We start from the raw sequence: 23,450 nt of genomic DNA, 5'->3' as shown, positions 1-23,450 counted from the left end.
AGGCTGCGATTTGACATGCCGTACGTCGCCCCCGGTGAACCGATCGCCGCCAATCGCCCACTGATGTCCATACTCTAGTTGCAGGACTCTGATTGCAGGCATCGGCACACCACCTGCTGCGCGATCCGCTCTGGCCGTTTCCCTTTACGGTCTGAGCGGCCCGCCCTAAAAAATGAACTATTCATTACATTTTTGTGACTACTACTGACAGTCTTTGAGTCTCAAGTTCACGCAGTCCTTGCAGATACTCATGTCAACGGACGTTTAACAGGCCAACGGATTATGAAACAACGCGCGACAGTCATCTGCAAACGTGACGGCCAGGTCCTCTATGTGCGCAAACCGAAATCGCGCTGGGCGTTACCTGGTGGCAAGATAGAAGCGGGTGAAACGCCCTTTCAGGCCGCAGTGCGTGAACTGTGCGAGGAAACCGGGCTTGCTGACCTTGATCTTCTGTACCTCGATGTGTACGAGAAGGATCAAGTGGCCCATTACGTTTTCACCGCGCAGGTCCCAGCCTCCAGCGAGCCATCGCCGCAGAACGAAATTGCCGCCTGCAAATGGCTTGCGCCGCAAAAACTTGGTGACCTGAAAGCCAGCAGTGCGACCAAAACCATCGTCAAGTCATATGCAACCGAGTCCGAAGGCGTTCCCGGTACCCGGAGCCACGTTACAGGGTAATCGGGACAATCGGGTTGAACGGTATGGCCTGATGCTGTTCTGAGACAGCAGACGGTTCATTACTTTCTTCCCCGTCTCAGGAGACCCCTATGACTCAGACCGCCCTGGTTGTTGGCGCAAGTGGCATTGTCGGCAGCGCAATCACGCAGTTGTTACTGGACAACGATTGGCAGGTTGCCGCCCTCTCCCGTAGCCCGTCAGCGCGGCCCGGCGTGATCCCGGTAGCTGCAGACCTGCAGAACCCGGAGTCCGTGCATGCGGCTCTGGCTGATGTGAAGCCCACCCACATTTTCATCACTACATGGTCGCGTCAGGCCACTGAAGCAGAAAACATCCGCGTCAATGCCGCGATGGTGCGTAACGTGCTGGACGCTGTGCGGCCCGCTGGCAGTGTCAAGCATGTTGCGCTGGTGACCGGCCTCAAGCATTACCTCGGCCCGTTCGAAGCGTATGGCAAAGGCACCCTGCCGCAAACGCCGTTCAGGGAGTCGCAGGCGCGCCTGGATATCGAGAACTTCTACTACGCCCAGGAAGACGAAGTCTTCGCTGCCGCCGAGAAGGATGGCTTTACCTGGAGCGTCCATCGCCCGCATACCGTGACCGGTGTTGCCGTCGGCAATGCGATGAACATGGCGACGACCCTGGCCGTTTACGCCTCGATCTGTAAAGCCACTGGCCGACCTTTCGTGTTCCCGGGCTCACGCGTGCAGTGGGACAGCCTGACCGACATGACCGATGCGCGGCAGCTGGCCCGCCAGCAACTATGGGCCGCGACCACACCTGCAGCGGCCAATCAGGCGTTCAACATCACCAATGGCGATGTGTTTCGCTGGAGCTGGATGTGGGGACAGATCGCCGAATACTTCGGCTTGCAGCCAGCCGATTTTCCGAGCGAGCCTGCCCCGCTGGAAACGCAGATGGCCAACGATCAGGCGGTCTGGGATGACATCGTTCGCGAGCATCAGCTAAAGGAAAGTGACATCAACCGCCTGATTTCACCATGGCACAGCGATGCCGATCTCGGCCGTCCGATTGAAGTTGTCACGGACATGTCGAAGAGCCGCAAGCTGGGCTTCACGGCGTTCCAGGCCAGTGACGATGCGTTCTTCGACGTGTTTGAAAAGCTGCGTCGTGACCGCCTGATTCCCTGAGGCAACTTGCCATTTCGTGCCAATGCTCGCATTGGCACGAGAGCCGGCACTGGCTACGGGTAAAGCGAGCACAACAAAAAAGGGTCAACCTCTCGGTTGACCCTTTTTTTACCGCCCAGCAGAGCGGATTTTGTTTGGTAGGCGCGATTGGACTCGAACCAACGACCCCCACCATGTCAAGGTGGTGCTCTAACCAACTGAGCTACGTGCCTGCTGTGGGTCGGCATTCTACGGATATTCGATTGCCTGTCAAACGCTTTTTTGCAGTAACTCTCTGAATACGTGAATTTTTTAAGGCTCCTGCCAGTGATCACGCGCCATCGGATTCCTTTCGTCTTTCCAGCACGCTGATCGAGCGGCCTTCTTGTGTTCACGCACCTTTCGAAACCTTACCTAGCACATTTACCAGTATCACTCATCATCCGGCCGCAGTAGCCTTGCTAGCGTCATAGGCGTCGAACTATGCGTTACTCAGGAGAAAAATCATGGACGATGAAGTGTCCGCACTGGTGGTTGATAACGGCTCAGGCTCGGTTCAGAGCAACAATGAAAGCAACTCTGCCTCCGCAGACGGGGCCGCTATCACGAATCGCTATGCAAGAGTGGGAATTGACGGGCTCGTCATTATCATTAAAGACATCCCGGGCCCGCCCCCGACGCCGGACTGGAAACTATGCAAGGCAGATACAAAGGTGGGCTCGAAGTACTGATAGGCCACTGATGAGATCTTTGGGTTCCTGGCTAGCCGGCGGCGTCAAAAGCCTGCCGGCAGTCCAACGCATCGTGGCCATTGTCTATGACAGAATCCAATCTACTGCCTGCAGCAATCCAGACAGAGCGTTTGTTGATTCGCGTTGCAAAGCCAGGTGACGGCATCGTTTTCAATCAGGCTGTTGCCGAATCGGCCGAGCATTTGCAGAAATGGTTGGCTTGGGCAACGCCGACTCCTGGTATCGATCAGTCCGAACTGATCTGCCGCCATGCCTACGCCCGGTTCCTCCTGAATGAGGATCTCAGGGCTCTTCTCTTTCTGAAAAACAACGGCGCATTAGTAGGAAGCAGCGGCTTGCATAATGCCAACTGGCAGTTGCGAAGCTTTGAAGTAGGCTATTGGGGCAGAACTCAATACCTTGGCGCCGGCCTGATAAGTGAGGGCGTTGCAGCATTGGTCAGCTATGCGCTGGACAACTTGATGGCTAATCGCGTGTTTCTGACAATGGATGAAAGAAACCTGGCGAGCCAGAGACTCGCCGAGCGGGTCGGATTTGAGTACGAAGGCACTCTTAGACAGGATCGCATGAGCATTCAGGGAGGACTGCGCAACACACGCGTCTACTCGATCATTGGCAACTGACAGCAAAACAAAAAAGGGCCAGCCTCTCGGCTGACCCTTTTCTTACCGCCCAGCAGATCGGATTTTGTCTGGTAGGCGCGATTGGACTCGAACCAACGACCCCCACCATGTCAAGGTGGTGCTCTAACCAACTGAGCGACATGCCTGCTGTGGGTCGGCATTCTACGGATATGCGAATACCTGCCAAACGCTTTTTTGCATTAACCCTCTGAATACGTGAAATTTCGGGACTGATGACACCGATCAGGCGTCTTCAAAAATGGTCCAGTACCCGCTGGGGTGTTTTGCTCTTTAATGCCAGACACCAAAGACCTGCCGTTCAATCAGGTATCAGCCCCTATAGCTATCAACCTTACGAGTATCGCTCACTCGTCAGTCACAATAACCTTGCCTTGCGTGTATACGCATTGGATGGCCAAAGTAGAGGCTCATCATCAAACGCAGCCAATCATAAAACACTGAGGTGATACCGTGAAAATTTATATACAGTCACTTACTACCGCCCTGCTAATACCAGGGGGAAAACTGGAACTTGATGTAGAACCGTCCGACACGATAGGCAATGTAAAATCCAAAATACAAGACAATCTGCTTCTAGCGCCACCACCGGAAAATCAAAGGTTATTATTTGCGGGTCAAAGGCTGGATGATGATCGGACACTGACTGACTACAACATTCAGAAAGAGACTACGCTGCTGCTCACCCTAAAAATTTAGGGTCAGTGTACTGTTTTCGAAAGAACCAACTGCAGATTTCCATAAAAATGAGTAGGTTATTTCGCGAACAGTACACTCGTGTCCAGGTTCACATCTTTTTTAGCCTCGACACGCTCGATGCTCCGCATAGGGCGTCTTGTATTTCAGCGACAGATGAGGCCACCCGTTGTTATAGATCTGCACCGACGCGCACACCATACGGATGGCCTCTGCAAAATCTTTGGAACGAGGCAGCAAGAACTCGGTTTCCAACGTTCCGCTCACACGTTCCGCCAGCGCATTTGGGTAGCAGTCGTACCCATCGGTCATTGAACAGGTGATGCCGTATTTGGTATGCAGCCACTGATAAAGCTCGGATCAATATTGGACGCCCCTGTCCGAATGATGTGCCAAGCGTTGCTCCCTTGCCCGCTGCGTTAGAACTTTGCTGAACGCCTGGATCCACGCTGACTGCGCCTTTTTGCTGAACTCATTACGCCCTCCTGAGATTGGGTCAGAAGGTGTAAACCTTATTCAGGACGGGACAAAAACAGCAAAAAGGGCAACCCTTTCGGATCGCCCTTTTCTTACCGCCCAGCAGAGCGGATTTTATGTGGTAGGCGCGATTGGACTCGAACCAACGACCCCCACCATGTCAAGGTGGTGCTCTAACCAACTGAGCTACGTGCCTGCTGTGGGTCGGCATTCTACGGATATGCGAATGCCTGTCAATCTGTTTTTTTGCTAACCCTATGAAATACAGCGTTTTTTACCAATCGACAGACAAGGGCTCTTTTGGCCTGCTGCTGGCAGAGCTTTTATATCTCGGGTACGATTGCCGCCATCGTCAAGAATATTAAACGGAGTCTCAGGATGGCAAACACGCCCTACCCGCAGTCCTATTATGCGGCTTCAGCCAACGCGGCCCCGGAACGTCCGGCGCTGCAGGGTGAAGTCGAAACTGACGTGTGTGTCATCGGAGCCGGTTACACAGGTTTGTCCAGCGCGCTGTTCCTGCTGGAAAACGGATTTCGGGTCACGGTGCTGGAAGCGGCCAAGGTCGGCTTCGGCGCATCGGGGCGTAATGGCGGGCAGATCGTCAACAGCTACAGCCGCGACATCGATGTCATCGAGCGAACCGTGGGGCCACGCCAGGCGCAATTGCTCGGGCAGATGGCCTTCGAAGGCGCGTCCATCATTCGCGATCGGGTTTCCCGTTACGGCATTCAGTGCGACCTGAAAGATGGCGGTGTATTCGCAGCGCTGACCAGCAAGCAACTGGCGCATCTCGAAGCCCAGCAGCGGCTTTGGGAGCGCTACGGGCATACCGGCCTCGAGCTGATGGACAAGCGCCGGATCAATGAAGTCGTGGCCTGTGATCAGTACATCGGCGGGTTGCTGGACATGACCGGTGGGCATATTCATCCACTCAACCTGGCACTGGGTGAAGCGGCGGCCGTTGAAACACTGGGTGGCACCATTTATGAGCAATCAGCGGCGGTTCGTATCGAGCGCGGGGCAAACCCTGTGGTGCATACGGCGCAAGGCAGGGTCCGGGCCAAGTTCGTTATCGTGGCCGGCAATGCCTACCTGGGCAATCTGGTCCCGGAGCTGGCGGCCAAGTCGATGCCGTGCGGCACTCAGGTCATCACCACCGAGCCGTTGAGCGATGAACTGGCAAAAACCCTTCTGCCGCAGGATTACTGCGTCGAAGACTGTAATTACCTGCTGGATTACTACCGCCTCAGCGCCGACAAGCGCTTGATCTTCGGCGGCGGTGTGGTGTACGGCGCCAGAGATCCCGCCAATATCGAAGCCATTATCCGGCCGAAAATGCTCAAGGCATTCCCGCAGCTCAAGAACGTGAAGATCGACTACGCGTGGACAGGCAACTTCCTGCTGACCCTGTCTCGTCTGCCCCAGGTTGGACGACTGGGCGACAACATCTATTACTCGCAGGGCTGCAGCGGACACGGTGTGACCTACACCCACCTGGCAGGCAAAGTACTGGCCGAGGCGCTACGCGGTCAGGCAGAGCGCTTTGATGCGTTCGCCGACCTGCCCCACTACCCGTTCCCCGGTGGCCAGGTGCTGCGCACCCCGCTGACTGCGCTGGGCGCGTGGTATTACAGCCTGCGTGACCGACTCGGTTTCTAAGCTCGCTGAACGTAAAACGGCACCTTATCGGTGCCGTTTTTGTTCCTGCCGCGTTGATTTCATTTAACGCCGCGTGCCAGCGTTCTTTTCGCCTCGCCCGCTGCCTGTTCCTGTCCTGATGTCGATAACGCTTCGGCCGCCTGCAGCCAGCGCTGCGCATCGACATTGGCCGGCAACTGCCGGGGCGACTGGATCAGCACCGCCCAACTGCCCGCGTCTTTCCAGGCCGACGCGAAGCTGCTGAAGCTCATTGAGTAACGACGATCCATGCCTGCGTTGAGCAGCACGGTCTCTTTGACACGGTTGTAGCCGATCAACACCGCATAACGCGGCCCTTTCCAAAGCACAGAGCCCTGGGCGAAACGCAGCATCACCGGGTACCCCGCCGAGACCTGGGTCAGCAGGTCCTGCAGCTGGCCATCAAGCGGGTACACCATGAAACCGTACTCACGCGCGACCTTCTGCATGTTCTGCTCGAGCCGGTCCTCGGCACCCGGCAATTGCAACGGCTTGTCGAGCAAACCGGGCGTCGTCTGCACCTGCTGGTTGGCCAGCATGCTAGCCAGCACCATCGGGCCGCTTTGATAGGCATTGCCCCGAAAGAACGGGATCGACGTCAGTTCGACCCGGTCCGGAAGGCGTTTCATCTCCGGCGTAACCATTGACGAACAACCGGCAAGGCCCATCAGCAAGGCCGCAATCAGCCATGAACGCAGCGCACCGGGAGTACCGGTAAAGAAAGAAACCGACAGCATGTTCACTCACTTCAACTGTTGTCGGGCAACCCGCGACCCGACCTGAGGACCGATGATAGAGCTGACCGGGTCTCGGGGATAGCCGCGCGTGGCACCTCGACCAACAGAATTGCGAAAATAATTCATAGCCCGATGCCACTGGTCAATTAACCGAAACATGCCCCGTACTAGACTGTCAGTTATCAAGACCGCAACAAAAAGCAGGAATGTGGAGGCACTTATGAGCCTGGAATTGACAATAGTGATGCTGATCGCTTCGTGGCTTGCCGTCGCCAGCGCGATGCTGTGGGGGGTGATGCGTGTATCCCGTCGCCGTCATCAGCCGCGCAGCGTCGAGCCGCGGGCGGTACAACCGGCTGTACTTGCAAAACACATCAAGGCCCCCGTTGTAGCAGCCAACTGATTTATAGCGGTATGAGCAGCGCTTAGCTGATCTGCCCTCCTCAGCGGGCTTGCCCGCGCCTTGAATGCAAAAGGTCGACCCTGTTGCCAGCGTCGACCTTTTTTACAGCTTCGCCAGTTATCAGTGCGTGGACACCTGGTTAACCGCTTTCTTGCGTCTTGCCCTGCGTACCAGCATGTTCAAGGCTTCAACGGCTGCCGAGAAGGCCATGGCCGCGTAGATGTAACCCTTCGGAACATGGGCGCCAAAGCCTTCGGCGATCAGCGTCATACCGATCATGATCAGGAAGCCCAGAGCCAGCATGACCACCGTCGGGTTGTCGTTGATGAATTTCGCCAGCGGGTTGGCTGCGACAAGCATTACCACGACAGCAGAGATGACCGCGATGACCATGATCGGCAGGTGTTCGGTCATGCCCACGGCAGTGATGATACTGTCGATGGAGAACACCAGGTCCAGCATCAGGATCTGTACGATCGCCGCGCTCATGCTCAACATCACCACCGAGCCCAGGGCTTTCTCTTCCTCGGTCTTGACGTCCATGCTGTGATGAATTTCCGTGGTTGCCTTCCAGACCAGGAACAGACCACCAGCGATCAGGATCATGTCCTTCCAGGAGAACGCCTGACCGAACACCTCGAAAACCGGCTCTGTCAGCTGCACGATGTAAGCAACGGTACTGAGCAGGCCCAGGCGCATCACCAGCGCCATGCCGATACCCAGCTTGCGAGCCTTCTCGCGCTGGTGTTCAGGCAGCTTGTTGGTGAGAATCGAGATGAAAATCAGGTTGTCGATGCCCAGTACGACTTCCATCACCACCAGTGTCGCCAGCGCGATCCAGGCTGCCGGACTTGTCGCGAGTTCCAATAGGTATTCCATAGATCACTGCCCTGCCTGCGCCAATAGTTGTAAGTCAGATTTCTTTATCAGACGTATTTTCGGTTTCAGCCGAGTTTGGTGGTGGTTCCTGCAACGAAAGTTCCTGCCTGGCCTCGTCCAGTGCCTGGGTTGCGGCTTTATGGGTGTCATCGACCACCTGTTTTGCACTGTCAGCGGCGGCATTCACCACATGCTTGGTGGAAGACTCTAGCTGATCGCATCCTGCTGCTACCAGCAGTGAACCGCTCAGTAATACAGCGTAAAGGACTTTGTTCATGGGCTCCTCACTCAGTGAAACCGGGCGGCCTGTTCAGCCCGGCGTTGGAGCGGATTCTAGACATCTTGAAACATAAGGAAAATTCGATTTTATAAGGCATATACTTCGGTTTTACCGAATCGGCAGAAAAATATGCTCAATTACCGCCAGCTTCACTACTTCTGGGTCGTGGCCAAGACCGGCAGCATCGCGCGCGCCTGTGAACAACTGAATCTGACCGCGCAGACCGTCAGCGGGCAGATCAGCCTGCTGGAGGCGTCACTGGGCGTCGATCTGTTCCAGCGCGTCGGTAGGCAGCTGGAAATGACCGAAGCAGGTCGCCTCGCCCTGCCCTACGCCGAACAAATGTTCCAGCTCGGCAATGACCTGGAAAACCTGCTGCGCTCGCAGCCGGATGAACAGCAATTGCTGTTGCGCATTGGCGTGGCCGACGTGGTGCCCAAGTCCATTGTCTACCGCCTGATCGCTCCGACCATGACGCTGGATGAGCCCATCCGCATTACCTGCCGCGAGGACAAGCTGGAACGACTGTTGGCAGACTTGGCCATCCAGCGTCTGGATCTGGTGATTTCCGACAGTCCGATGCCGCCGCATCTGGACATCAAAGGCTATAGCCAGAAGCTGGGAGAATGCGGGGTCAGTTTTTTCGCCACGCGTGAAATAGTGGAACGTATCGGGACCGATTTTCCGCAGTGCATGCACGGCGCCCCGCTGCTGATTCCAGGCCAGGAAACCGTGGTTCGAGGCAGACTGATGCGCTGGTTTGCCGAACAGGGCATTCAGCCGCGCATCATTGGTGAATTCGATGACAGCGCGCTGATGAAGGCGTTTGGCAAATCCGGCAGCGGCGTGTTCGTGGCGCCCAGCGTGATCGCCGACGAAGTGGAGGACCAGTATGGCGTACAAGTGATTGGCCATACTGACGCGGTGACCGAATCGTTCTATGCCATTACCGTGGAACGCAAGGTCAAGCACCCCGGCGTTGTCGCCATTGCCGAAAGTGCTCGAAACCAACTGTTCACCGATGCAGGCTAAGCAGGGAGCGACCCCGGATCACGCTTGATCAACAACAGCGCCAGCACAATCGCCAGCACGATGATGCCCGCAGCGGCAAAACCGACGTTGCCCAGCCCCAGGTGATCAATGACCCTGCCGCCAATCATCGCGCCGATGCCTATGCCAAGGTTGGCACCGGCGATGTTCAGTGACGCCGCGAACGCAGGTGCCTGCGGCGCGGCCTTGATCAACCGCACATGACTGACCAGAAACAAGGCCGCCTGGGTGATGCCCCAGACCGCCAGCGCGAGTGGCAAGGCCACCACCGAATGGATACTCGGCACCACCGCGACCATGCCGACCACCATGAAGGCGCAAAACACCAGGCTGGCAATCAACGGGTGGCGGTCGACCATGCGCCCGCCCAGCGAGTTGCCCAGCAAGCCGACAGCGCCAAAGCCCATCAGGCACCAGCCCACCAGAGCGCCGTCGAAACCGGCAAGGCGCTCGAGCATGTCCGCCAGGTAGGTATATGCCGTGAACATGCCACTGAACACCAGCACCGAGAGCAGCACGTGCCCCTGCATCATCCGGCTGCGCAAGATGCCGAACTGTTTAAGGATTGATACCGGGTTCAACTTGGCAGGCGTCTTCGGCAGATAGACCGTCAGCAACAGTGCCTTGGCAAACGCCAGAACGGCCAGCACCAGAAAGGCCGTGCGCCAGCCGAATGCGTCGGAGATCAGGGTGCCGATGGGAATGCCAAACACTGTGGCGCAAACGATACCGAAACCGATCCTGGCAATCGCCCGGCCTGCAAACTGCGGACCGACAATGTCCACGGCAGTCTCGCTGGCCAGCGCCCAGAACACCGGCAACCCCAACGCCGGAATCAGCCGGGCGATACCCATCACGGCGATATTGGGCGCCAGCGCCGCCAGGACATTTGCAAAACCGAACAGCACCAGGATGCTGACAAACAGGCGCTTGCGCTCGAAGCGCGAAAAATAGGCGGTCAGAAAAGGACCAAAGGCGGCGACGGTGAACGCAAACAGCGTCACCAGCAGCCCTGCCTGCGAGACCGTGACATTTAGGTCGCGGGCAACGGCTGGCAAAAGACCGACGATGACGAATTCTGTGGTCAGCACGGTAAACCCGGCAGCTGACAGCAGAAGGATGGGCAACAACATGAATACTCCAGAACAACAACAGGGCCCGCTGCGACAGCGCGGCCTGCGGGAGGGGGATTAAATAGCTTGAAGGTGACTGTCACGCCAATGCTCCGCACTGGCATGCAGTTAGTGAGACTGAGCCCGAAAAACGGGGGGGTGGGGGAACACTCCGGTAATTCTCGCTCCCACGCTCCGCGCGGTAATGCATTTCGTGACGCTCTGCGTCACCCAATGCATACCAATTCGGAGCATTGGCACGAGAGTCAGTTGGCTTTGTGTATAACGTTGAGGGCCGAGAACATCAACAAGGCTTCAACCCTCCACTGTTTAGAACTTGCCCATGAAATCACGCTTGCCGATTTCAACGCCGTTATGGCGCAGCAGATCGTAGGCAGTCGTGACGTGAAAGAAGAACTGTGGCAAGGCGTAGCTAAGCAGATAAGCCTGACCGTTCAGGCGTTTTTCCTTTTCCGTGCCGGGACGCAGGACGATTTCGATGCCTTCCTTGCCGTCGACCTGATCCGGAGTGATGCTGCCGATGAACGCGAGTGTCTTGGCAAGCAGTGCCTGCAATTCGGCAAAGGTGGTTTCGGTGTCATCGTATTGCGGGATCTCGACGCCTGCCAGGCGAGCCGAGGCACCCTTGGCAAAATCGACGGCGATCTGCACCTGACGGGTGAACGGCAGCATGTCCGGGTACAGTCGCGCCTGCAGCAAGGCTGGCGGCTGAATTTTCTTCTCGGTCGCGTAGGCTTCGGCTTTGGTCAGAACGTCGCTCAGCGCGTTAAGCATTTGCTGAAAGACAGGAATGGAAGCGGCGTACAGGGAAATAGACATGACATATCCTGATTGAGAAAGGCGCAATTATAGACCTACATGACGCCAAACGCCGTGACACTTTTCAGCGCCCCTGCAGATCCGTGCAGCAGACACTGGCAATAATTTCCGCCACGCCCTACGCTGATCCACCGCCATCACTCAGGGAAGCGTCATGTCCATCGAATCGTCCTCCACCGAATCCTCCCCGAATGCCGAGGCGTTACAACTCAACGGCACTGAAGTGCGCATTCTGGGCTGCCTGATCGAAAAACAGGCGACCAACCCGGAAACCTACCCGCTGACCCTCAATGCACTGATGACTGCCTGCAACCAGAAGACCAGTCGTGACCCGGTCATGAACCTCACCCAGGGTCAGGTCGGCCAGAGCCTTCGAGCCCTGGAAGGCCGCGGCCTGACGCGACTGGTCATGGGCAGTCGCGCCGATCGCTGGGAGCATAGGGTCGACAAGGGGCTCGAGCTGGTCCCGGCGCAGGTGATACTCACGGGTCTGTTGCTGCTGCGCGGGCCGCAGACCGTCAACGAGTTGCTGACCCGCAGTAGCCGCATGCACGACTTCGAGGACAGCGAGCAGGTCGTCCACCAGCTGGAACGTCTGATTGCCAGAGGTCTGGCGATGCTCGTGCCGCGCCAATCAGGCCAGCGCGAAGACCGTTATATGCATCAGCTCGGTGACCCTGAATCGCTGCAGGAGCTGCTTGCCGCTCGCCAACAGGCACCGGAGCGACAATCGGCAAGCCCGGCGGCCAACTCGCGTATCGATGAGCTGGAGGCACGGGTCGCGGCCCTTGAAGAACGCCTGGCCAGACTGGAACACGCCGAGGAGTAATGTGCCCTGCCCGAGCTGACGGCTAGCCGGCTCTGGCGAAGGCTGCAGCCTGCTGATACTGCTCGTCGGTCGGACGCACCCCGGTATAGAGCACAAACTGCTCCAATGCCTGGATCGCCGCCACTTCATCACCACTTACCACACGCTTACCCAGGCGATGTGCCGCCTGGATCAGCGGCGTGTCGGCGGGGGTAGCCACCACATCGAAAACCGTTTCAGCGGCTTCGATGGCTTGCAGGTCAAACGACAACTCGTCAGCTTGCGCGCCCTGCATTCCTAATGGAGTGACATTGACCAGCAACGGTGGCCGCGCGCTGCCCAGCTCCGCCTGCCAGCGAAAGCCGCACGCCTCTGCCAGGCGCCGGCCAGCCTGCTCGTTGCGGGCCACGATCAGACCCTCGGTGAAACCCGCGTCACGCAGCGCGAACGCAACTGCCTTGGCCATCCCCCCGCTTCCGCGCAGGGCAAAAGCGCTGCGCGGCACCGCATGGCTCTCCATCAGTTGAGCGACGGCGATGTAATCGGTGTTGAACGCCTTGAGATGTCCGTCGGTGTTGACGATGGTATTGATCGACTGGATAGCGGCGGCCGAGGCGTCCAGCTCGTCGACCAGCTCGATACAGGCCTCCTTGAAGGGCATCGAAACTGCGCTGCCGCGAATCCCCAGCGAGCGTATGCCGGCCACGGCGGCGGCAAGGTCATTGGGAGCGAAGGTCTTGTAATAGAAGTTCAAGCCCAGTTGCTGGTAAAGATGATTATGGAAACGCACACCAAAGTTGCCAGGACGGGCGGCCATGGACATGCACAATAATGTCTCCCTGTTAGCAGTGACGGGCATCGGTGTTTCCTCCAGACGGTAATGGCTTGAATCTTCGGTAGAAGCGTATGCTACGCGCCAGTGAACGCGAGGACATACGCGGCGCACCTTACATAAAATTTACTCAGCACTTTCGCAGATTCTTACAATTTCGGTGTCATAGTGTTATCCCGTGGCAGTGCTTGAGAGTGATGCAGGCGCGCGACAACGGGTTGAGAGCGAGGAACAATCATGATTCGTCAAATCCCCAAGATCGCCTTGTTTGTAGGTGCCCTGGCCCTTGCTGGCCAGGCGAATGCTGACCGTGGCTGGGGTGGCCCTGCCGTGGTAGGTGCTATCGTTGGCGCTGCCGTTGTCGGGGCGGCGGTATCTTCAGGTCGCGACAGAACGGTGTACGTCGAACGCGAGCCAGTGTATGTGCAGCAGCGGCCGGTCTACTACGCGCCGCCACCGGTCTATTACCAGCCGGCCCCGGTCTATCAGGTTGTTGAGCGCTACCCACCGCCTCCACCGCCTGGCTACTACCATCATTATTACGGGCCACCACCAGGCCCCGGCTATTACTACGGCCCGCCACGCGGCCGCTGGTAACAGAACAAAAAACCCGCCTTTTCAGGCGGGTTTTTCGTTGCTGTGCTCACACTATGGGCTGCCAATGCAATGCGCCAAACCCTCGTTGTTATCAATGACCACTATTGAGAGCGTCGATTTCTGACTTGCTCGCCTGCCCTCTACAGTAGCGCCATGGATTGAGGAGGCACTTATGACCAAGGTACACATCATGTCCGTCGTCGGTAGCGCAGTTCCAGCCCCGCTCAGAGAGCGCGGCCTGCTGGCCTGCTGGTACCTGATTCAGGATGGCGAACCCGTCAGCGGCCCGCTCGCGTCATTGCCTGTTGCAGAGGCCCTGTCCCGGCAAATGCAGTGCCAGCCCCTCAACAGCTGACTTCTTCTGCAAACCTCGTGCGTTGCTCCGCACATCCCTTGCCCGCCTCTTTGATGGCGGGCTTTTTTTTGCCACGGAAAAAGCCGGTGATCAGACCTAGCCGCGCTCGGCCATGGCCGCGTTGACCTGACAGCGATGGGTGAGTTTCTGCAGGCGTTTCTCCAACGCCATGAACACCACGCGATCGGTACGGCCGCTGTCGAGTTCATCGATCAGGTCATTGGCGACCTGACGCAATTCGTAAGCCAGCACCACGCGGTCATCGTTGAGATCCTGTTTATGCGACTCGAACAGGCGATGCAGGTAATCCTGCAAGGTGTATTTCAGGCTGTGCCGGTCACTGGCGCGCAGATGGGTCAGATTGAGGCTGATGCGTCCCTGCAGCTCGCTCAGCTCACCGCACAAGTACTGCATGCGCCGAGCGTAGCCCACCTCGCGGTCCCGTATCTGCTTGTGCGCCAGTTGCGCTTCCTGCTTGCGCTGGATGGCCGGTACTGCGACGGCGGCCATCAGCCCGACAATCAGCCCGATTGCCTGCATCCAGCCTGCCCAGTCGCTTGGACGTGAGGTAAAGCCGACACCCAGCAGCAGAATGACAATCAATGACGCGATGATCACCAGTACTGCGTAATCCTTGCTGACAAACCCCTTGAGCATTGCATGACTCCTGAATCGGTGACCTGAATGGCATGGAATGCTAATCGGTGCGGGCCTTGCGCACCACGAATATTCAATTGAGAGGCGGTTTTTGGCAGGTTGCAGAACAGAAAGCGACTTAACAGCAACTTAATGAACGACCGATTGCGTCAATTATTGCGCAAACGTCCACCCCAGCCCATCGACATACCGCAAAGTCTGCTCATAAAATGCAGCGTTTTGACGCGATCCCTTCCATTTACCACCTTTTATCAAGTGAGCCTTGCTCTTGAAAATCCGTCTGTCTCTTTTGGGCCTATTATTTGTACTTACCGGCCCCGTGCTTTCCACCCCTACGCTGGCAAACGAACCTGCCGTCCTGAGCCGTGATCCTTCAAACCTGCACCTTGCCTCGGGCAGCGCAATGGTCATCGACCTGCAGACCGACAAGGTGCTGTATTCCAGCAACCCGGATGTGATCGTGCCGATTGCCTCGGTCACCAAGCTGATGACCGCGATGGTCGTGCTGGATGCCAAGCAGCCGATGGACGAAGTCATTCCGGTGAACATCTCCCAGACCCCGGAAATGAAAGGCGTCTTCTCCCGCGTCAAACTCGGCAGTGAAATGAACCGTCGGGACATGTTGCTGATTACCCTGATGTCCTCGGAAAACCGCGCGGCGGCCAGCCTGGCGCACAGCTACCCGGGCGGCTATCCGGCGTTCATCCTGGCGATGAACGCCAAGGCCAAGGCGCTGGGCATGAAACACACGGCCTACGTCGAACCCACCGGTCTGTCGGTGTACAACGTGTCGACCGCGCGCGACCTCACCAAGCTGGTGATGGCGGCGCGCAAATACCCTCTGCTCAGTGAACTGAGCACCACCGAGCAGAAGACCGTGACCTTTCGCAAGCCGACCTACACCCTCGGTTTCAGCAACACCGATCATCTGGTGCGCAAGGACAACTGGGACATCAAGCTGACCAAGACCGGCTTTACCAATCAGGCCGGTCACTGCCTGGTGCTGCTGACCAGCATGGCCAACCGCCCGGTTTCAGTGGTGATTCTCGATGCGTTCGGCAAGTACACACACTTCGCCGACGCCAGCCGCATACGCAAGTGGATGGAGACCGGCCAGAGCGGCCCGGCCCCCGAAGTGGCCCTGCAGTACAAGAAGGACAAGAATCTGGTCATGAGACAGACCGGTATTCAAGCCAGAGACTGAGTCACACAGGCAACGAAAAACGGTCGCGATGCTTGCACATCGCGACCGTTTTTATTTACCCGAACAACACTCAGTTGTATTGAGTGACCAGCTTGGTATTCAGGTAGGCCTCAATGGCCTCGGTGCCACCTTCGGAACCGTAACCGGAATCCTTGATCCCGCCGAACGGCACTTCCGGCAAGCCGATGCCCTGATGGTTGATCGACAGCATGCCCGCTTCGATATAGGTGCTCAGCGCCTGGGCAGTCTTCATCGACGTGGTGAAGGCATAGGATGCCAGCCCGAACGGCACGCGGTTGGACTCGGCGATGGCCTCCTCCAGCGTGTCGAACGGCACCAGTAGCGCGACAGGGCCGAAAGGCTCCTCATTCATGATGCGCATGTGCGGCTTCAGGCCACTCAACACGGTCGGCTCGAAGAAATAGCCAGGTCCTTCGACAGCCTTGCCACCGGCAGACAACGTCGCACCACCACGCACCGCGTCGTCGACCAGATCGACCAGCGCAGGAATACGTCGATCATTGGCCACCGGGCCCATGGTAGTGCCCGCCTCCAGGCCGTTGCCGACCTTGATTTCGCGGGTCAGGCCGACGAACTTCTCGGTAAACGCGTCGAGCACCTTGCGCTGCACCAGAATCCGCGTGGGCGACACGCAGACCTGTCCGGCGTTACGGAACTTGGCCGTGGCCAGCACGCGAGCGGCGAGGTCGATATCCGCATCATCGAACACCAGCGCCGGTGCATGACCGCCCAGCTCCATGGTCGCCCGTTTCATGTGTTTGCCAGCCAATGCGGCCAATTGCTTGCCGACCGGCGTGGAACCGGTAAACGTGACCTTGCGGATGACCGGATGCGGGATCAGGTAACCGGAGATTTCTGCCGGATCACCGTAGACCAGACCAATGACGCCGGCCGGCACACCGGCATCGGCGAAGGCGCGAATCAGTTCGGCAGGCGACGCCGGCGTTTCTTCCGGGGCCTTGACGATGATCGAGCAGCCCGCAGCCAATGCCGAGGACAACTTGCGCACCACCTGGTTAATCGGGAAATTCCAGGGTGTGAACGCAGCGACCGGACCGACCGGCTCCTTGATGACTTTCTGTTCGATGGACACGCCCCGCGATGGCACGAGACGGCCATAACTGCGACGCCCTTCTTCGGCCAGCCAGTCAATGATGTCTGCCGCCGACAGGGTTTCCATACGCGCTTCGGCCAGCGGCTTGCCCTGCTCCTGCGTCATGATTCGGGCGATGCTGTCTGCACGCTCGCGAATCAGGTTCGCCGCTTTCTGCATCAGCTTGTAGCGATCATAAGCCGAGGTCGCGCGCCAGGTGGCAAAGCCACGCTCGGCCGCCGCCAGGGCTTCGTCAAGGTCGGCGATAGCGGCATGCGCCACAGTGCCCAGCGCCTCGCCCGTCGCCGGGTTGATGACTGACAGCGTGCGGTTGTCGCGGCTCGCGCGCCACTGACCATCGATATAAAGCTGTACGTCTGGATACATGAACAATTTCTCCATAAGTCGCTGAAAAGGAACGGTGTGGCCGATGGATCAGACTCGCTGATCAGCACCGGCCATCGGCAAAAATGCCAAGTGCTACGGCTCGTCGATTTTGCGACGCGTCGTGACGCGCGTCGATAAGCTCACAAGACGTTCAGGGCCGATGGTCTCATTGGCCTGCGCTATGCTGCACTTACGACGATACTTTACTTACATAGCCTGGGCTCAAGTCACCAGTCAGGGATGACGTGATCATGAATGTACAGTCTGCCGCACTGCATCATCATACGCCCCGCCTGAATGTCGTTGATCCACGCGGTCTGGAGATTCGCGCGATTGAATTTTGGCGCAACCAGGCCACGGATACGCCGGCAGTTCTTATAAACCGCGTGGCTCATGATGCTGCCGGGCATCCGGTCAACTGCTGGGATGCAAGGCTCTGGGAAAGCCAGGCTGCGGTCAATCTTGCTACTGTGTTTTCCCTGAGTGGTCAGGCGCTTCTCAGCGACAGTGTCGATGCCGGTTGGCGGCTGATGTTGGCCGGTGACAGCGGCGCGGTCGTGGCTGGCTGGGATGGCCGTGGGACTGAGCGGAGCGTGCAGTATGACGCCCTGCTCAGACCCGTCGCCATCATTGAAAACGGACGCTGCGTCGAGCGGCGGCAATACGGCGGGCCGGATACCAAGGGCCATAACCAGTGCGGCCAATGTATACGCCATGATGACCCGGCTGGTTCGCGAATGGATGACGAGTTCGCCCTGGCGGGTGGCGTGCTTGAACAGACGCGGCATTTTCTCTTCAATCCCGAAAATGTCGACTGGCCAGAACCGCTGACAGAACGTGACGCCCTGCTCGAACCTGGTCCAGGCGCGAGTACGCGCTGGGCACACAGTCCGCTTGGCGATGTCATCTCGCAGACGGACGCCCAGCGTAACGTCCAGACCTTTGCCCATACTGTGGCAGGTCATGTTGAGGCCATTTCACTTGGCCTCCCCGGACAGACAGAGCGAGTTCTGGTTCACAGTATCGATTACGACGCTCAAGGCTACGTAACCTCGGAAACGGCTGGCAACGGCGTTGTGACCAAGGCGTTGCATGACGCCGCAAATGGGCGTCTGATCGAACTCAAAGGCACACGGGCAGATGGCCAACTGCTGCAACATCTGCTGTATGACTACGACCCGCTGGGCAATGTCCTGCGTATTAATGATCGCGCCCAGCCGACACGGTGTTGTGCAGGTCAGCGCATTGAGCCGGTGTCGACTTATCAATACGACACGCTTTATCAGTTAATCCAGGCTACCGGCAGGGAGGCCAAGAAAGTCAACCAAGGCCCTGTTTTTCCATCCTTCCAGACTCCCCTCGATCCGACGCAGCTGGCCAATTACACGCAAACCTACCGCTATGATGCGAGCGGCAATCTGCTGCAACTGACGCACACTGGCACCCAGTCCCACTCGCGCACCCTGGTCACTTCGCAAACCAGCAATCGCAGCCTGCCGGTCATCAACGATCGACCGCCGGATGAAGCGGCCATCGCTGCCGCGTTCGACGCCAATGGCAATCTGAATGAGTTGCAAGCCGGGCAAGCGATGAGCTGGGACTGGCGCAATCAGTTGCAGCAAGTGCGGCCTGTGGTTCGGGAAGCGGGTGACGACGACAAAGAGCGCTATGTCTACGACGCCAGTGGGCAACGCCTGCGCAAAATCCATACGACCAAGGCGAAAGCCGTTGTCCACAATGCCGAAGTGCGCTACTTACCAAGCCTGGAGGTGCACAGCAACAGCGCCACAGCCGAGACTTTGCACGTTATCGTCACCCAGGCCGGGCGCAACGAGGTACGGGTGCTGCACTGGCAGGCGGGTCAACCCGAAGGACTTGAAAACGATCAGGTTCGCTACAGCTTCGCCGATCATCTGGGGTCCGGCACCCTTGAGCTGGATAAAAACGCGCACATCATCAGCCAGGAAAGTTACTACCCGTTTGGTGGTACCTCGTGGTGGGCAGGACGCAGTACGGTTGAAGCCAGCTATAAAACCATTCGTTATTCCGGCAAGGAACGCGATGCGACGGGGCTGTACTACTACGGCCTGCGCTATTACGCGCCATGGTTGCAGCGATGGATCAATCCGGATCCGGCGGGCGCAGTGGACGGGATGAATCTGTATCGTTTTGTCAGGAATTCGCCTTTGCGGTTTGCTGATCAACAAGGGGCTGCTCCCCACGACGCGCCCCTCAAAGTCGTCGCAGACGACCTTTCCGAGTTCGAACCTGAGCAACTATCCAAAATGTATGAAGCCAGGGATGTTGCCGTTTCGCTATTAACGTTCACGCGTTCCGAGCTGTTAAAAGCATCACCAGGCGAAGACGTAAAAGAGGCATTCGACGCAACATTTGGGGCGCTGGCCACGAGCGCTCGCGCCGCTACGAGTATCGACGTGGAGGATTCCTTACGGCAGATGCAGGAGCTCATTGAGGGCATCGGCAGTCCAGAATCTGATCTGACGCTGTTTCTTTTTAATGGACCTGAAAACACTCTCGCATCGACTGATTTTCAAGGCGAGTTTCAGGAAGCGGTCGAACGGATGGGGGTGTCAGCCTCCCTGCTTGCCAACTACGATGTGCTGAAAGTTGCACGAGCCCTTATTCACGAGGCCTCCCATGTCCGCCTGAATACAGTGGATGCGTTTTATTATCCGACGGACGCTGGCAACCCCCTCCTCGACGGAGCGGATACTGCACAGGTCGAGGCGTGGTCCAGCGGGATCCTAAAGTCATTAAGAGAAATCTCGACGAATGGCCCCGACGAAGAACAATTTGATCCTGCCGACTATATAGCCGCTATGCAGGCGTTGACCAAGAATGCGCGCACCCCGGCACAGCGAAAACAAGAGTTTTTGAGCAACACAACGACCCGGACTTTATTATTGCAGATGAATGCCGACACGCTTTCGTCGCTGGTCATGGCGACCGGCCAGCCTACCCGATATGCGCAAACACGGATGAATCAGCCTGGAAATTAGGCGATCAATGGCAGTACCCGCTCTTGTGCAGATACAGCGTGCCATTGACGCCTGAAAAAACGGTGCCTGTTTGGGCACCGTTTCAACAAAAAAGGCGTTGTCTGCGCAATTACAGAATCGGCTTGCCGCCCGTCACTGCATAGCGCGAGCCGGAAATGTAACTGGCTTCGTCCGAGGCCAGCAGCACATAGATCGGCGAAACTTCCACAGGCTGCCCCGGGCGTCCCAGCGGTGTCTCGCTACCGAAGCTTTTCACGTCTTCGTCAGTCATGGTCGCCGGGATCAGTGGCGTCCAGATCGGGCCGGGAGCAACGCTGTTCACGCGGATGCCCTTCTCGCCCAGCAACTGCGCCAGACCGCCAGTGAAGTTGGCAATCGCGCCCTTGGTGGTCGCGTAGGCCAGCAGCGTCGGCTTGGGCATGTCCGAATTCACCGAACTGGTATTGATGATCGAGCCGCCCCGCGGCATATGCGGGACCGCAGCCTTGCAGATGCGAAACATCGCGGTGATGTTGATATCGAAGGTCTTGACCCATTCTTCGTCGGAGATTTCGTCCAGCGTTTCATGCGTCATCTGGAACGCAGCGTTGTTGACCAGTACATCGATGCGACCAAACTCTGCAACGGTCTTGCTCACGATGTCTTCGCATTGCTGCTTCTGCGCCAGGTCGCCCGGCAACAGCAGGCATTTACGGCCCGCCTCTTCGACCCAGCGCTTGGTTTCTTGCGCGTCCTCATGCTCGCTCAAGTAGGAGATCGCGACCTGCGCGCCTTCACGTGCAAAGGCGATCGCGACTGCACGGCCGATGCCGCTGTCCGCGCCGGTGATCAGCGCGATCTTGCCCTGCAGGCGTCCGGAGCCCTTGTAGCTCTTTTCACCGCAATCGGGATAGGGGTCCATCTTGCCCTGCAGGCCTGGAACGTCCTGTGGCTGACTGGCAAATGGCGGCTTTGGGTATTCTTCGTTCATTTGAATAAATCTCTTTAAATAAAACGTTGTGGCTGAAGTGCTGATGCCCTTGTCGATCGCCTTTGGCGGATACGACAAGGGCTCTCAGGCCATGCCTGGTCAACTGCGCTTATCACGCACCTGGCTTGAGCACCACCTTGGTCCAGCCTTCATCACGCGCGTCAAAGTGCTTGTAGGCGTCAGGGCCTTCTTCAAGCTTCAGACGATGGGAAATGATCTGCGACGGCTTGGCGCGATCGTGGTGAATCAGCTCGGCGAGGCGACGGTTGTAAGCCTTGACGTTGGCCTGACCGGTGCGGATCTGTTGGCCCTTGAACCAGAACGAACCGAAGTCGAAGGCCATCTTGCCTTCCTTCGCGAGGTCGCTTTTAGCGCCCGGATCCTGCGGCACGAAAACACCCACGACGCCGATTCCACCCGTCGCTTTGGTCGAGGCAACGAGGTTGTTCATGGTGACGTGGTTGGCCTCGTGGCCATGACGGTCGCAGCACTGATAACCGACGCACTCACAGCCTCGGTCAGTGCCTTTGCCATCGGTCAGATTGAGGATCTGATCCACTGCGCCCTGCTCCAGCGAGTTGATCGGCGTCGCGCCCATCTTCGCCGCGAGTGCCAGACGATCTGGATGGTTGTCGACCACGAACACCTGCGAGGCGCCCTTGATCATTGCCGAGTGGGCGGCCATCAGACCGACCGGACCGGCACCATAGATGGCAACGCTTTCGCCAGGCAGCAGCCCGGCCAGCTCGGTGGCATGCCAACCGGTCGGAAAGATGTCCGAGAGCATGACGTAGTCTTCTTCACGCTCGGCGGCATCTTCGGGCAACAGCAGGCAGTTGAAGTCGGCATACGGCACACGCAACAGCTCGGCCTGGCCACCTTCATGATCGCCCATGTCGGCAAAACCGTAAGCCGCACCCGCGCTACCAGGGTTGGCGGTCAGGCAATAACCGGTCAGGCCCTTCTCACAGTTTTCGCAAAAGCCGCAGCCAATATTGAACGGCAGGCACACCCAGTCGCCCACCTTGATACGGTCGACGCCGGCGCCGACTTCAATCACCTGGCCGAGGTTCTCATGGCCGAAAATGCGCCCGGTCTCGAAAGACGTACGGCCTTCATACATGTGCAGGTCCGAGCCACAGATATTGGTGGAGGTCACTCTGACAAGAGCATCTGTCGGCTTCTGAATCTTCGCATCCGGTACGTTTTTGACACTGACGTCACGCGGACCGCCATAGACGATGGCTTTCATGTTCGGAGTCTCCTTGGTGAAAAATTCGATGGGGCTTTTTAGGGCTCACCGAATATCTGTCACAACTAGAAGACGCCTGTTCAAAGCGATTGCCTTCGCACCTGACGAATGGTCATTGATGAGTGCGAGCTAGAGCTGTGCGCGAGTATGAATCGAGGAAAATGAGGTGAACGACAAGCCCGGTAGCCGCCGCAAATAAAGGATTTGCATGCACGATCTTATGGTATACCATCAGACGAAATACAAAAGCACTCGCTCCGGGAGTCGTTCATGAGCTTTGAAATTCGCAAGATCGTCACGTACACCGAAGAAACCTTCATCGAGGGTGGCAAGGCCACTGACAAGCCGGTCACCATGATCGGGCTGGCGGCGGTGATCAAGAACCCCTGGCTGGGCCGTGGTTTCGTCGAAGACCTGAAACCGGAGATTCGCGCCAATTGCTCCGCACTGGGCGAGTTGATGGTCAAACGCCTCACCGACGCGATTGGCGGTGCAGAGAAGATCGAGGCCTACGGCAAGGCTGCCGTGGTCGGTGCGGAAGGCGAAATCGAACACGCATCGGCCGTGATTCATACCCTGCGCTTTGGCAATCATTACCGTGATGCCGTCAAGGCCAAGAGCTACCTGAGCTTCACCAACAAACGCGGCGGCCCGGGTACGTCGATCCAGATACCGATGATGCACAAGGACGATGAAGGGCTGCGCTCGCACTACATCACCCTGGAAATGCACATCGAGGATTCGCCGCGTGCCGACGAAATCATCGTAGTCCTTGGCGCCGCCAATGGCGGACGCCTGCACCCGCGAATCGGCAATCGCTATATCGACCTGGAAGAGCTGGCGGCCGAAAAAGCCCAGTAACTCATGAAGGGCTCGTGGCCCGATCATCTTTAACC

At 57.7% G+C, this 23,450-nt stretch carries 24 protein-coding genes, 3 tRNA genes and 1 pseudogene; 14 read left to right on the top strand and 14 right to left on the bottom strand.

Annotation, left to right across the window (positions count from 1 at the left end; translation table 11 throughout):
* The first annotated feature begins 282 nt into the window (after positions 1 to 282).
* Both JOE39_RS06035 and JOE39_RS06030 read left to right on the top strand, forming a co-directional pair.
* Positions 283 to 681, top strand: coding sequence for an NUDIX hydrolase (locus JOE39_RS06035; protein ID WP_010411436.1), 399 nt, complete (start codon positions 283 to 285; stop codon positions 679 to 681).
* A gap of 89 nt (positions 682 to 770) precedes the next feature.
* Positions 771 to 1,832: an SDR family oxidoreductase gene (locus JOE39_RS06030; RefSeq protein WP_024665792.1), complete on the top strand. Its 1,062-nt coding sequence runs from the start codon at positions 771 to 773 to the stop codon at positions 1,830 to 1,832.
* A 135-nt stretch (positions 1,833 to 1,967) separates the two neighbouring features.
* On the opposite strand, the gene JOE39_RS06025 is transcribed toward JOE39_RS06030, so the two are convergent.
* A tRNA-Val gene (locus tag JOE39_RS06025) sits at positions 1,968 to 2,044 on the bottom strand.
* Positions 2,045 to 2,317: 273 nt separating this feature from the next.
* Between JOE39_RS06025 and JOE39_RS06020 the strand changes: the two genes are divergently transcribed.
* Positions 2,318 to 2,542: a hypothetical protein gene (locus JOE39_RS06020; protein WP_004403789.1), complete on the top strand. Its 225-nt coding sequence runs from the start codon at positions 2,318 to 2,320 to the stop codon at positions 2,540 to 2,542.
* An 86-nt stretch (positions 2,543 to 2,628) separates the two neighbouring features.
* Positions 2,629 to 3,186: a GNAT family protein gene (locus tag JOE39_RS06015; RefSeq protein ID WP_024665791.1), complete on the top strand. Its 558-nt coding sequence runs from the start codon at positions 2,629 to 2,631 to the stop codon at positions 3,184 to 3,186.
* Between the two features lie 69 nt (positions 3,187 to 3,255).
* On the opposite strand, the gene JOE39_RS06010 is transcribed toward JOE39_RS06015, so the two are convergent.
* Positions 3,256 to 3,332, bottom strand: a tRNA-Val gene (locus tag JOE39_RS06010).
* Between the two features lie 325 nt (positions 3,333 to 3,657).
* On the opposite strand from JOE39_RS06010, the gene JOE39_RS06005 reads away from it, so the two are divergent.
* Positions 3,658 to 3,903, top strand: a complete 246-nt coding sequence (locus tag JOE39_RS06005; protein WP_010411423.1) for a ubiquitin-like protein — start codon at positions 3,658 to 3,660, stop codon at positions 3,901 to 3,903.
* Between the two features lie 99 nt (positions 3,904 to 4,002).
* On the opposite strand, the pseudogene JOE39_RS06000 reads toward JOE39_RS06005, so the two are convergent.
* Positions 4,003 to 4,296: pseudogene (locus JOE39_RS06000) on the bottom strand (integrase core domain-containing protein); the annotation flags it as partial.
* A 200-nt stretch (positions 4,297 to 4,496) separates the two neighbouring features.
* Positions 4,497 to 4,573: transfer RNA gene (locus JOE39_RS05995), tRNA-Val, on the bottom strand.
* 182 nt (positions 4,574 to 4,755) lie between these two features.
* Here JOE39_RS05995 and JOE39_RS05990 point away from each other — a divergent pair.
* Positions 4,756 to 6,039: an FAD-binding oxidoreductase gene (locus tag JOE39_RS05990; RefSeq protein WP_046266654.1), complete on the top strand. Its 1,284-nt coding sequence runs from the start codon at positions 4,756 to 4,758 to the stop codon at positions 6,037 to 6,039.
* Positions 6,040 to 6,098: 59 nt separating this feature from the next.
* On the opposite strand, the gene JOE39_RS05985 is transcribed toward JOE39_RS05990, so the two are convergent.
* Positions 6,099 to 6,794 carry a hypothetical protein gene (locus JOE39_RS05985; RefSeq protein ID WP_004403795.1) on the bottom strand — a complete coding sequence of 232 codons (696 nt, stop codon included), beginning with the start codon at positions 6,792 to 6,794 and terminating at the stop codon, positions 6,099 to 6,101.
* Positions 6,795 to 7,014: 220 nt separating this feature from the next.
* On the opposite strand from JOE39_RS05985, the gene JOE39_RS05980 reads away from it, so the two are divergent.
* Positions 7,015 to 7,197 (top strand): hypothetical protein, encoded by a 183-nt coding sequence (locus JOE39_RS05980; protein ID WP_004403797.1) that lies wholly within the window; start codon positions 7,015 to 7,017, stop codon positions 7,195 to 7,197.
* A 120-nt stretch (positions 7,198 to 7,317) separates the two neighbouring features.
* Here JOE39_RS05980 and JOE39_RS05975 read toward each other — a convergent pair whose 3' ends face one another.
* Together JOE39_RS05975 and JOE39_RS05970 are read right to left on the bottom strand one after the other, a co-directional pair.
* The gene (locus JOE39_RS05975; RefSeq protein WP_003347216.1) at positions 7,318 to 8,076 is read right to left on the bottom strand and encodes a TerC family protein; all 759 of its coding nucleotides are present in this window, start codon (positions 8,074 to 8,076) and stop codon (positions 7,318 to 7,320) included.
* Positions 8,077 to 8,110: 34 nt separating this feature from the next.
* Entirely contained in the window at positions 8,111 to 8,353 is a 243-nt protein-coding gene (locus JOE39_RS05970; protein WP_010411397.1) for a hypothetical protein, read from the bottom strand.
* 132 nt (positions 8,354 to 8,485) lie between these two features.
* Between JOE39_RS05970 and nhaR the strand changes: the two genes are divergently transcribed.
* Positions 8,486 to 9,388, top strand: coding sequence for a transcriptional activator NhaR (nhaR, locus tag JOE39_RS05965; protein WP_010411395.1), 903 nt, complete (start codon positions 8,486 to 8,488; stop codon positions 9,386 to 9,388).
* Here nhaR and JOE39_RS05960 read toward each other — a convergent pair.
* Positions 9,385 to 10,539 (bottom strand): MFS transporter, encoded by a 1,155-nt coding sequence (locus JOE39_RS05960; RefSeq protein ID WP_024648959.1) that lies wholly within the window; start codon positions 10,537 to 10,539, stop codon positions 9,385 to 9,387. The genes nhaR and JOE39_RS05960 overlap by 4 nt on opposite strands.
* A gap of 309 nt (positions 10,540 to 10,848) precedes the next feature.
* Positions 10,849 to 11,358, bottom strand: a complete 510-nt coding sequence (locus JOE39_RS05955; RefSeq protein WP_004403812.1) for a DUF1993 domain-containing protein — start codon at positions 11,356 to 11,358, stop codon at positions 10,849 to 10,851.
* Between the two features lie 154 nt (positions 11,359 to 11,512).
* On the opposite strand from JOE39_RS05955, the gene JOE39_RS05950 reads away from it, so the two are divergent.
* Entirely contained in the window at positions 11,513 to 12,187 is a 675-nt protein-coding gene (locus tag JOE39_RS05950; protein ID WP_046266653.1) for a DUF480 domain-containing protein, read from the top strand.
* Between the two features lie 22 nt (positions 12,188 to 12,209).
* Here the strand turns inward: JOE39_RS05950 and JOE39_RS05945 are convergent, their stop codons facing one another.
* Positions 12,210 to 13,025 (bottom strand): shikimate 5-dehydrogenase, encoded by an 816-nt coding sequence (locus JOE39_RS05945; RefSeq protein WP_024663117.1) that lies wholly within the window; start codon positions 13,023 to 13,025, stop codon positions 12,210 to 12,212.
* A gap of 210 nt (positions 13,026 to 13,235) precedes the next feature.
* Between JOE39_RS05945 and JOE39_RS05940 the strand changes: the two genes are divergently transcribed.
* Complete coding sequence (locus JOE39_RS05940) at positions 13,236 to 13,595, top strand: hypothetical protein (RefSeq protein ID WP_003318019.1); 360 nt, start codon at positions 13,236 to 13,238, stop codon at positions 13,593 to 13,595.
* A 172-nt stretch (positions 13,596 to 13,767) separates the two neighbouring features.
* Positions 13,768 to 13,950 carry a hypothetical protein gene (locus JOE39_RS05935; protein WP_016982074.1) on the top strand — a complete coding sequence of 61 codons (183 nt, stop codon included), beginning with the start codon at positions 13,768 to 13,770 and terminating at the stop codon, positions 13,948 to 13,950.
* 96 nt (positions 13,951 to 14,046) lie between these two features.
* Here JOE39_RS05935 and JOE39_RS05930 read toward each other — a convergent pair whose 3' ends face one another.
* A complete protein-coding gene (locus JOE39_RS05930; protein WP_003318017.1) occupies positions 14,047 to 14,607 on the bottom strand; it encodes a hypothetical protein in 561 nt (186 codons plus the stop codon).
* 262 nt (positions 14,608 to 14,869) lie between these two features.
* On the opposite strand from JOE39_RS05930, the gene pbpG reads away from it, so the two are divergent.
* A complete protein-coding gene (gene pbpG / locus JOE39_RS05925) occupies positions 14,870 to 15,811 on the top strand; it encodes a D-alanyl-D-alanine endopeptidase (RefSeq protein ID WP_004417905.1) in 942 nt (313 codons plus the stop codon).
* 70 nt (positions 15,812 to 15,881) lie between these two features.
* Here the strand turns inward: pbpG and JOE39_RS05920 are convergent, their stop codons facing one another.
* Positions 15,882 to 17,312, bottom strand: coding sequence for an NAD-dependent succinate-semialdehyde dehydrogenase (locus tag JOE39_RS05920; protein ID WP_046266652.1), 1,431 nt, complete (start codon positions 17,310 to 17,312; stop codon positions 15,882 to 15,884).
* Positions 17,313 to 17,563: 251 nt separating this feature from the next.
* On the opposite strand from JOE39_RS05920, the gene JOE39_RS05915 reads away from it, so the two are divergent.
* Positions 17,564 to 20,332, top strand: a complete 2,769-nt coding sequence (locus JOE39_RS05915) for an RHS repeat-associated core domain-containing protein (protein ID WP_210077709.1) — start codon at positions 17,564 to 17,566, stop codon at positions 20,330 to 20,332.
* A gap of 109 nt (positions 20,333 to 20,441) precedes the next feature.
* Here JOE39_RS05915 and JOE39_RS05910 read toward each other — a convergent pair whose 3' ends face one another.
* Together JOE39_RS05910 and JOE39_RS05905 are read right to left on the bottom strand one after the other, a co-directional pair.
* Entirely contained in the window at positions 20,442 to 21,302 is an 861-nt protein-coding gene (locus JOE39_RS05910; RefSeq protein WP_024691873.1) for an SDR family oxidoreductase, read from the bottom strand.
* 112 nt (positions 21,303 to 21,414) lie between these two features.
* Positions 21,415 to 22,554 (bottom strand): glutathione-independent formaldehyde dehydrogenase, encoded by a 1,140-nt coding sequence (locus JOE39_RS05905; RefSeq protein WP_024664197.1) that lies wholly within the window; start codon positions 22,552 to 22,554, stop codon positions 21,415 to 21,417.
* A gap of 270 nt (positions 22,555 to 22,824) precedes the next feature.
* Here JOE39_RS05905 and JOE39_RS05900 point away from each other — a divergent pair, with 270 nt between their 5' ends.
* Positions 22,825 to 23,415: an amino acid synthesis family protein gene (locus tag JOE39_RS05900; protein ID WP_003348679.1), complete on the top strand. Its 591-nt coding sequence runs from the start codon at positions 22,825 to 22,827 to the stop codon at positions 23,413 to 23,415.
* Positions 23,416 to 23,450 lie beyond the last annotated feature (35 nt).

The organism is Pseudomonas sp. PvP100, assembly GCF_017833055.1.
Classification (GTDB): domain Bacteria; phylum Pseudomonadota; class Gammaproteobacteria; order Pseudomonadales; family Pseudomonadaceae; genus Aquipseudomonas; species Aquipseudomonas syringae.
The sequence above is the reverse complement of the archived record's forward strand: the minus strand, read 5'-3'. Positions and strand labels throughout refer to the sequence as shown.

Bases quoted from the DNA above. Each gene is read 5' to 3' on its own strand.
- JOE39_RS05900 (WP_003348679.1), top strand. From the start codon at position 22,825: ATGAGCTTTGAAATTCGCAAGATCGTCACGTACACCGAAGAAACCTTC.
- JOE39_RS05950 (WP_046266653.1), top strand. From the start codon at position 11,513: ATGTCCATCGAATCGTCCTCCACCGAATCCTCCCCGAATGCCGAGGCG.
- JOE39_RS05910 (WP_024691873.1), bottom strand. From the start codon at position 21,302: ATGAACGAAGAATACCCAAAGCCGCCATTTGCCAGTCAGCCACAGGAC.
- JOE39_RS05985 (WP_004403795.1), bottom strand. From the start codon at position 6,794: ATGCTGTCGGTTTCTTTCTTTACCGGTACTCCCGGTGCGCTGCGTTCA.
- JOE39_RS05930 (WP_003318017.1), bottom strand. From the start codon at position 14,607: ATGCTCAAGGGGTTTGTCAGCAAGGATTACGCAGTACTGGTGATCATC.
- JOE39_RS05915 (WP_210077709.1), top strand. From the start codon at position 17,564: ATGAATGTACAGTCTGCCGCACTGCATCATCATACGCCCCGCCTGAAT.
- nhaR (WP_010411395.1), top strand. From the start codon at position 8,486: ATGCTCAATTACCGCCAGCTTCACTACTTCTGGGTCGTGGCCAAGACC.
- JOE39_RS05980 (WP_004403797.1), top strand. From the start codon at position 7,015: ATGAGCCTGGAATTGACAATAGTGATGCTGATCGCTTCGTGGCTTGCC.
- JOE39_RS06015 (WP_024665791.1), top strand. From the start codon at position 2,629: ATGACAGAATCCAATCTACTGCCTGCAGCAATCCAGACAGAGCGTTTG.
- JOE39_RS05940 (WP_003318019.1), top strand. From the start codon at position 13,236: ATGATTCGTCAAATCCCCAAGATCGCCTTGTTTGTAGGTGCCCTGGCC.
- JOE39_RS05955 (WP_004403812.1), bottom strand. From the start codon at position 11,358: ATGTCTATTTCCCTGTACGCCGCTTCCATTCCTGTCTTTCAGCAAATG.
- JOE39_RS05905 (WP_024664197.1), bottom strand. From the start codon at position 22,554: ATGAAAGCCATCGTCTATGGCGGTCCGCGTGACGTCAGTGTCAAAAAC.
- JOE39_RS05920 (WP_046266652.1), bottom strand. From the start codon at position 17,312: ATGTATCCAGACGTACAGCTTTATATCGATGGTCAGTGGCGCGCGAGC.
- JOE39_RS05960 (WP_024648959.1), bottom strand. From the start codon at position 10,539: ATGTTGTTGCCCATCCTTCTGCTGTCAGCTGCCGGGTTTACCGTGCTG.
- JOE39_RS05990 (WP_046266654.1), top strand. From the start codon at position 4,756: ATGGCAAACACGCCCTACCCGCAGTCCTATTATGCGGCTTCAGCCAAC.
- JOE39_RS05975 (WP_003347216.1), bottom strand. From the start codon at position 8,076: ATGGAATACCTATTGGAACTCGCGACAAGTCCGGCAGCCTGGATCGCG.
- JOE39_RS05935 (WP_016982074.1), top strand. From the start codon at position 13,768: ATGACCAAGGTACACATCATGTCCGTCGTCGGTAGCGCAGTTCCAGCC.
- JOE39_RS05945 (WP_024663117.1), bottom strand. From the start codon at position 13,025: ATGCCCGTCACTGCTAACAGGGAGACATTATTGTGCATGTCCATGGCC.
- JOE39_RS06035 (WP_010411436.1), top strand. From the start codon at position 283: ATGAAACAACGCGCGACAGTCATCTGCAAACGTGACGGCCAGGTCCTC.
- JOE39_RS06030 (WP_024665792.1), top strand. From the start codon at position 771: ATGACTCAGACCGCCCTGGTTGTTGGCGCAAGTGGCATTGTCGGCAGC.
- JOE39_RS06020 (WP_004403789.1), top strand. From the start codon at position 2,318: ATGGACGATGAAGTGTCCGCACTGGTGGTTGATAACGGCTCAGGCTCG.
- JOE39_RS05970 (WP_010411397.1), bottom strand. From the start codon at position 8,353: ATGAACAAAGTCCTTTACGCTGTATTACTGAGCGGTTCACTGCTGGTA.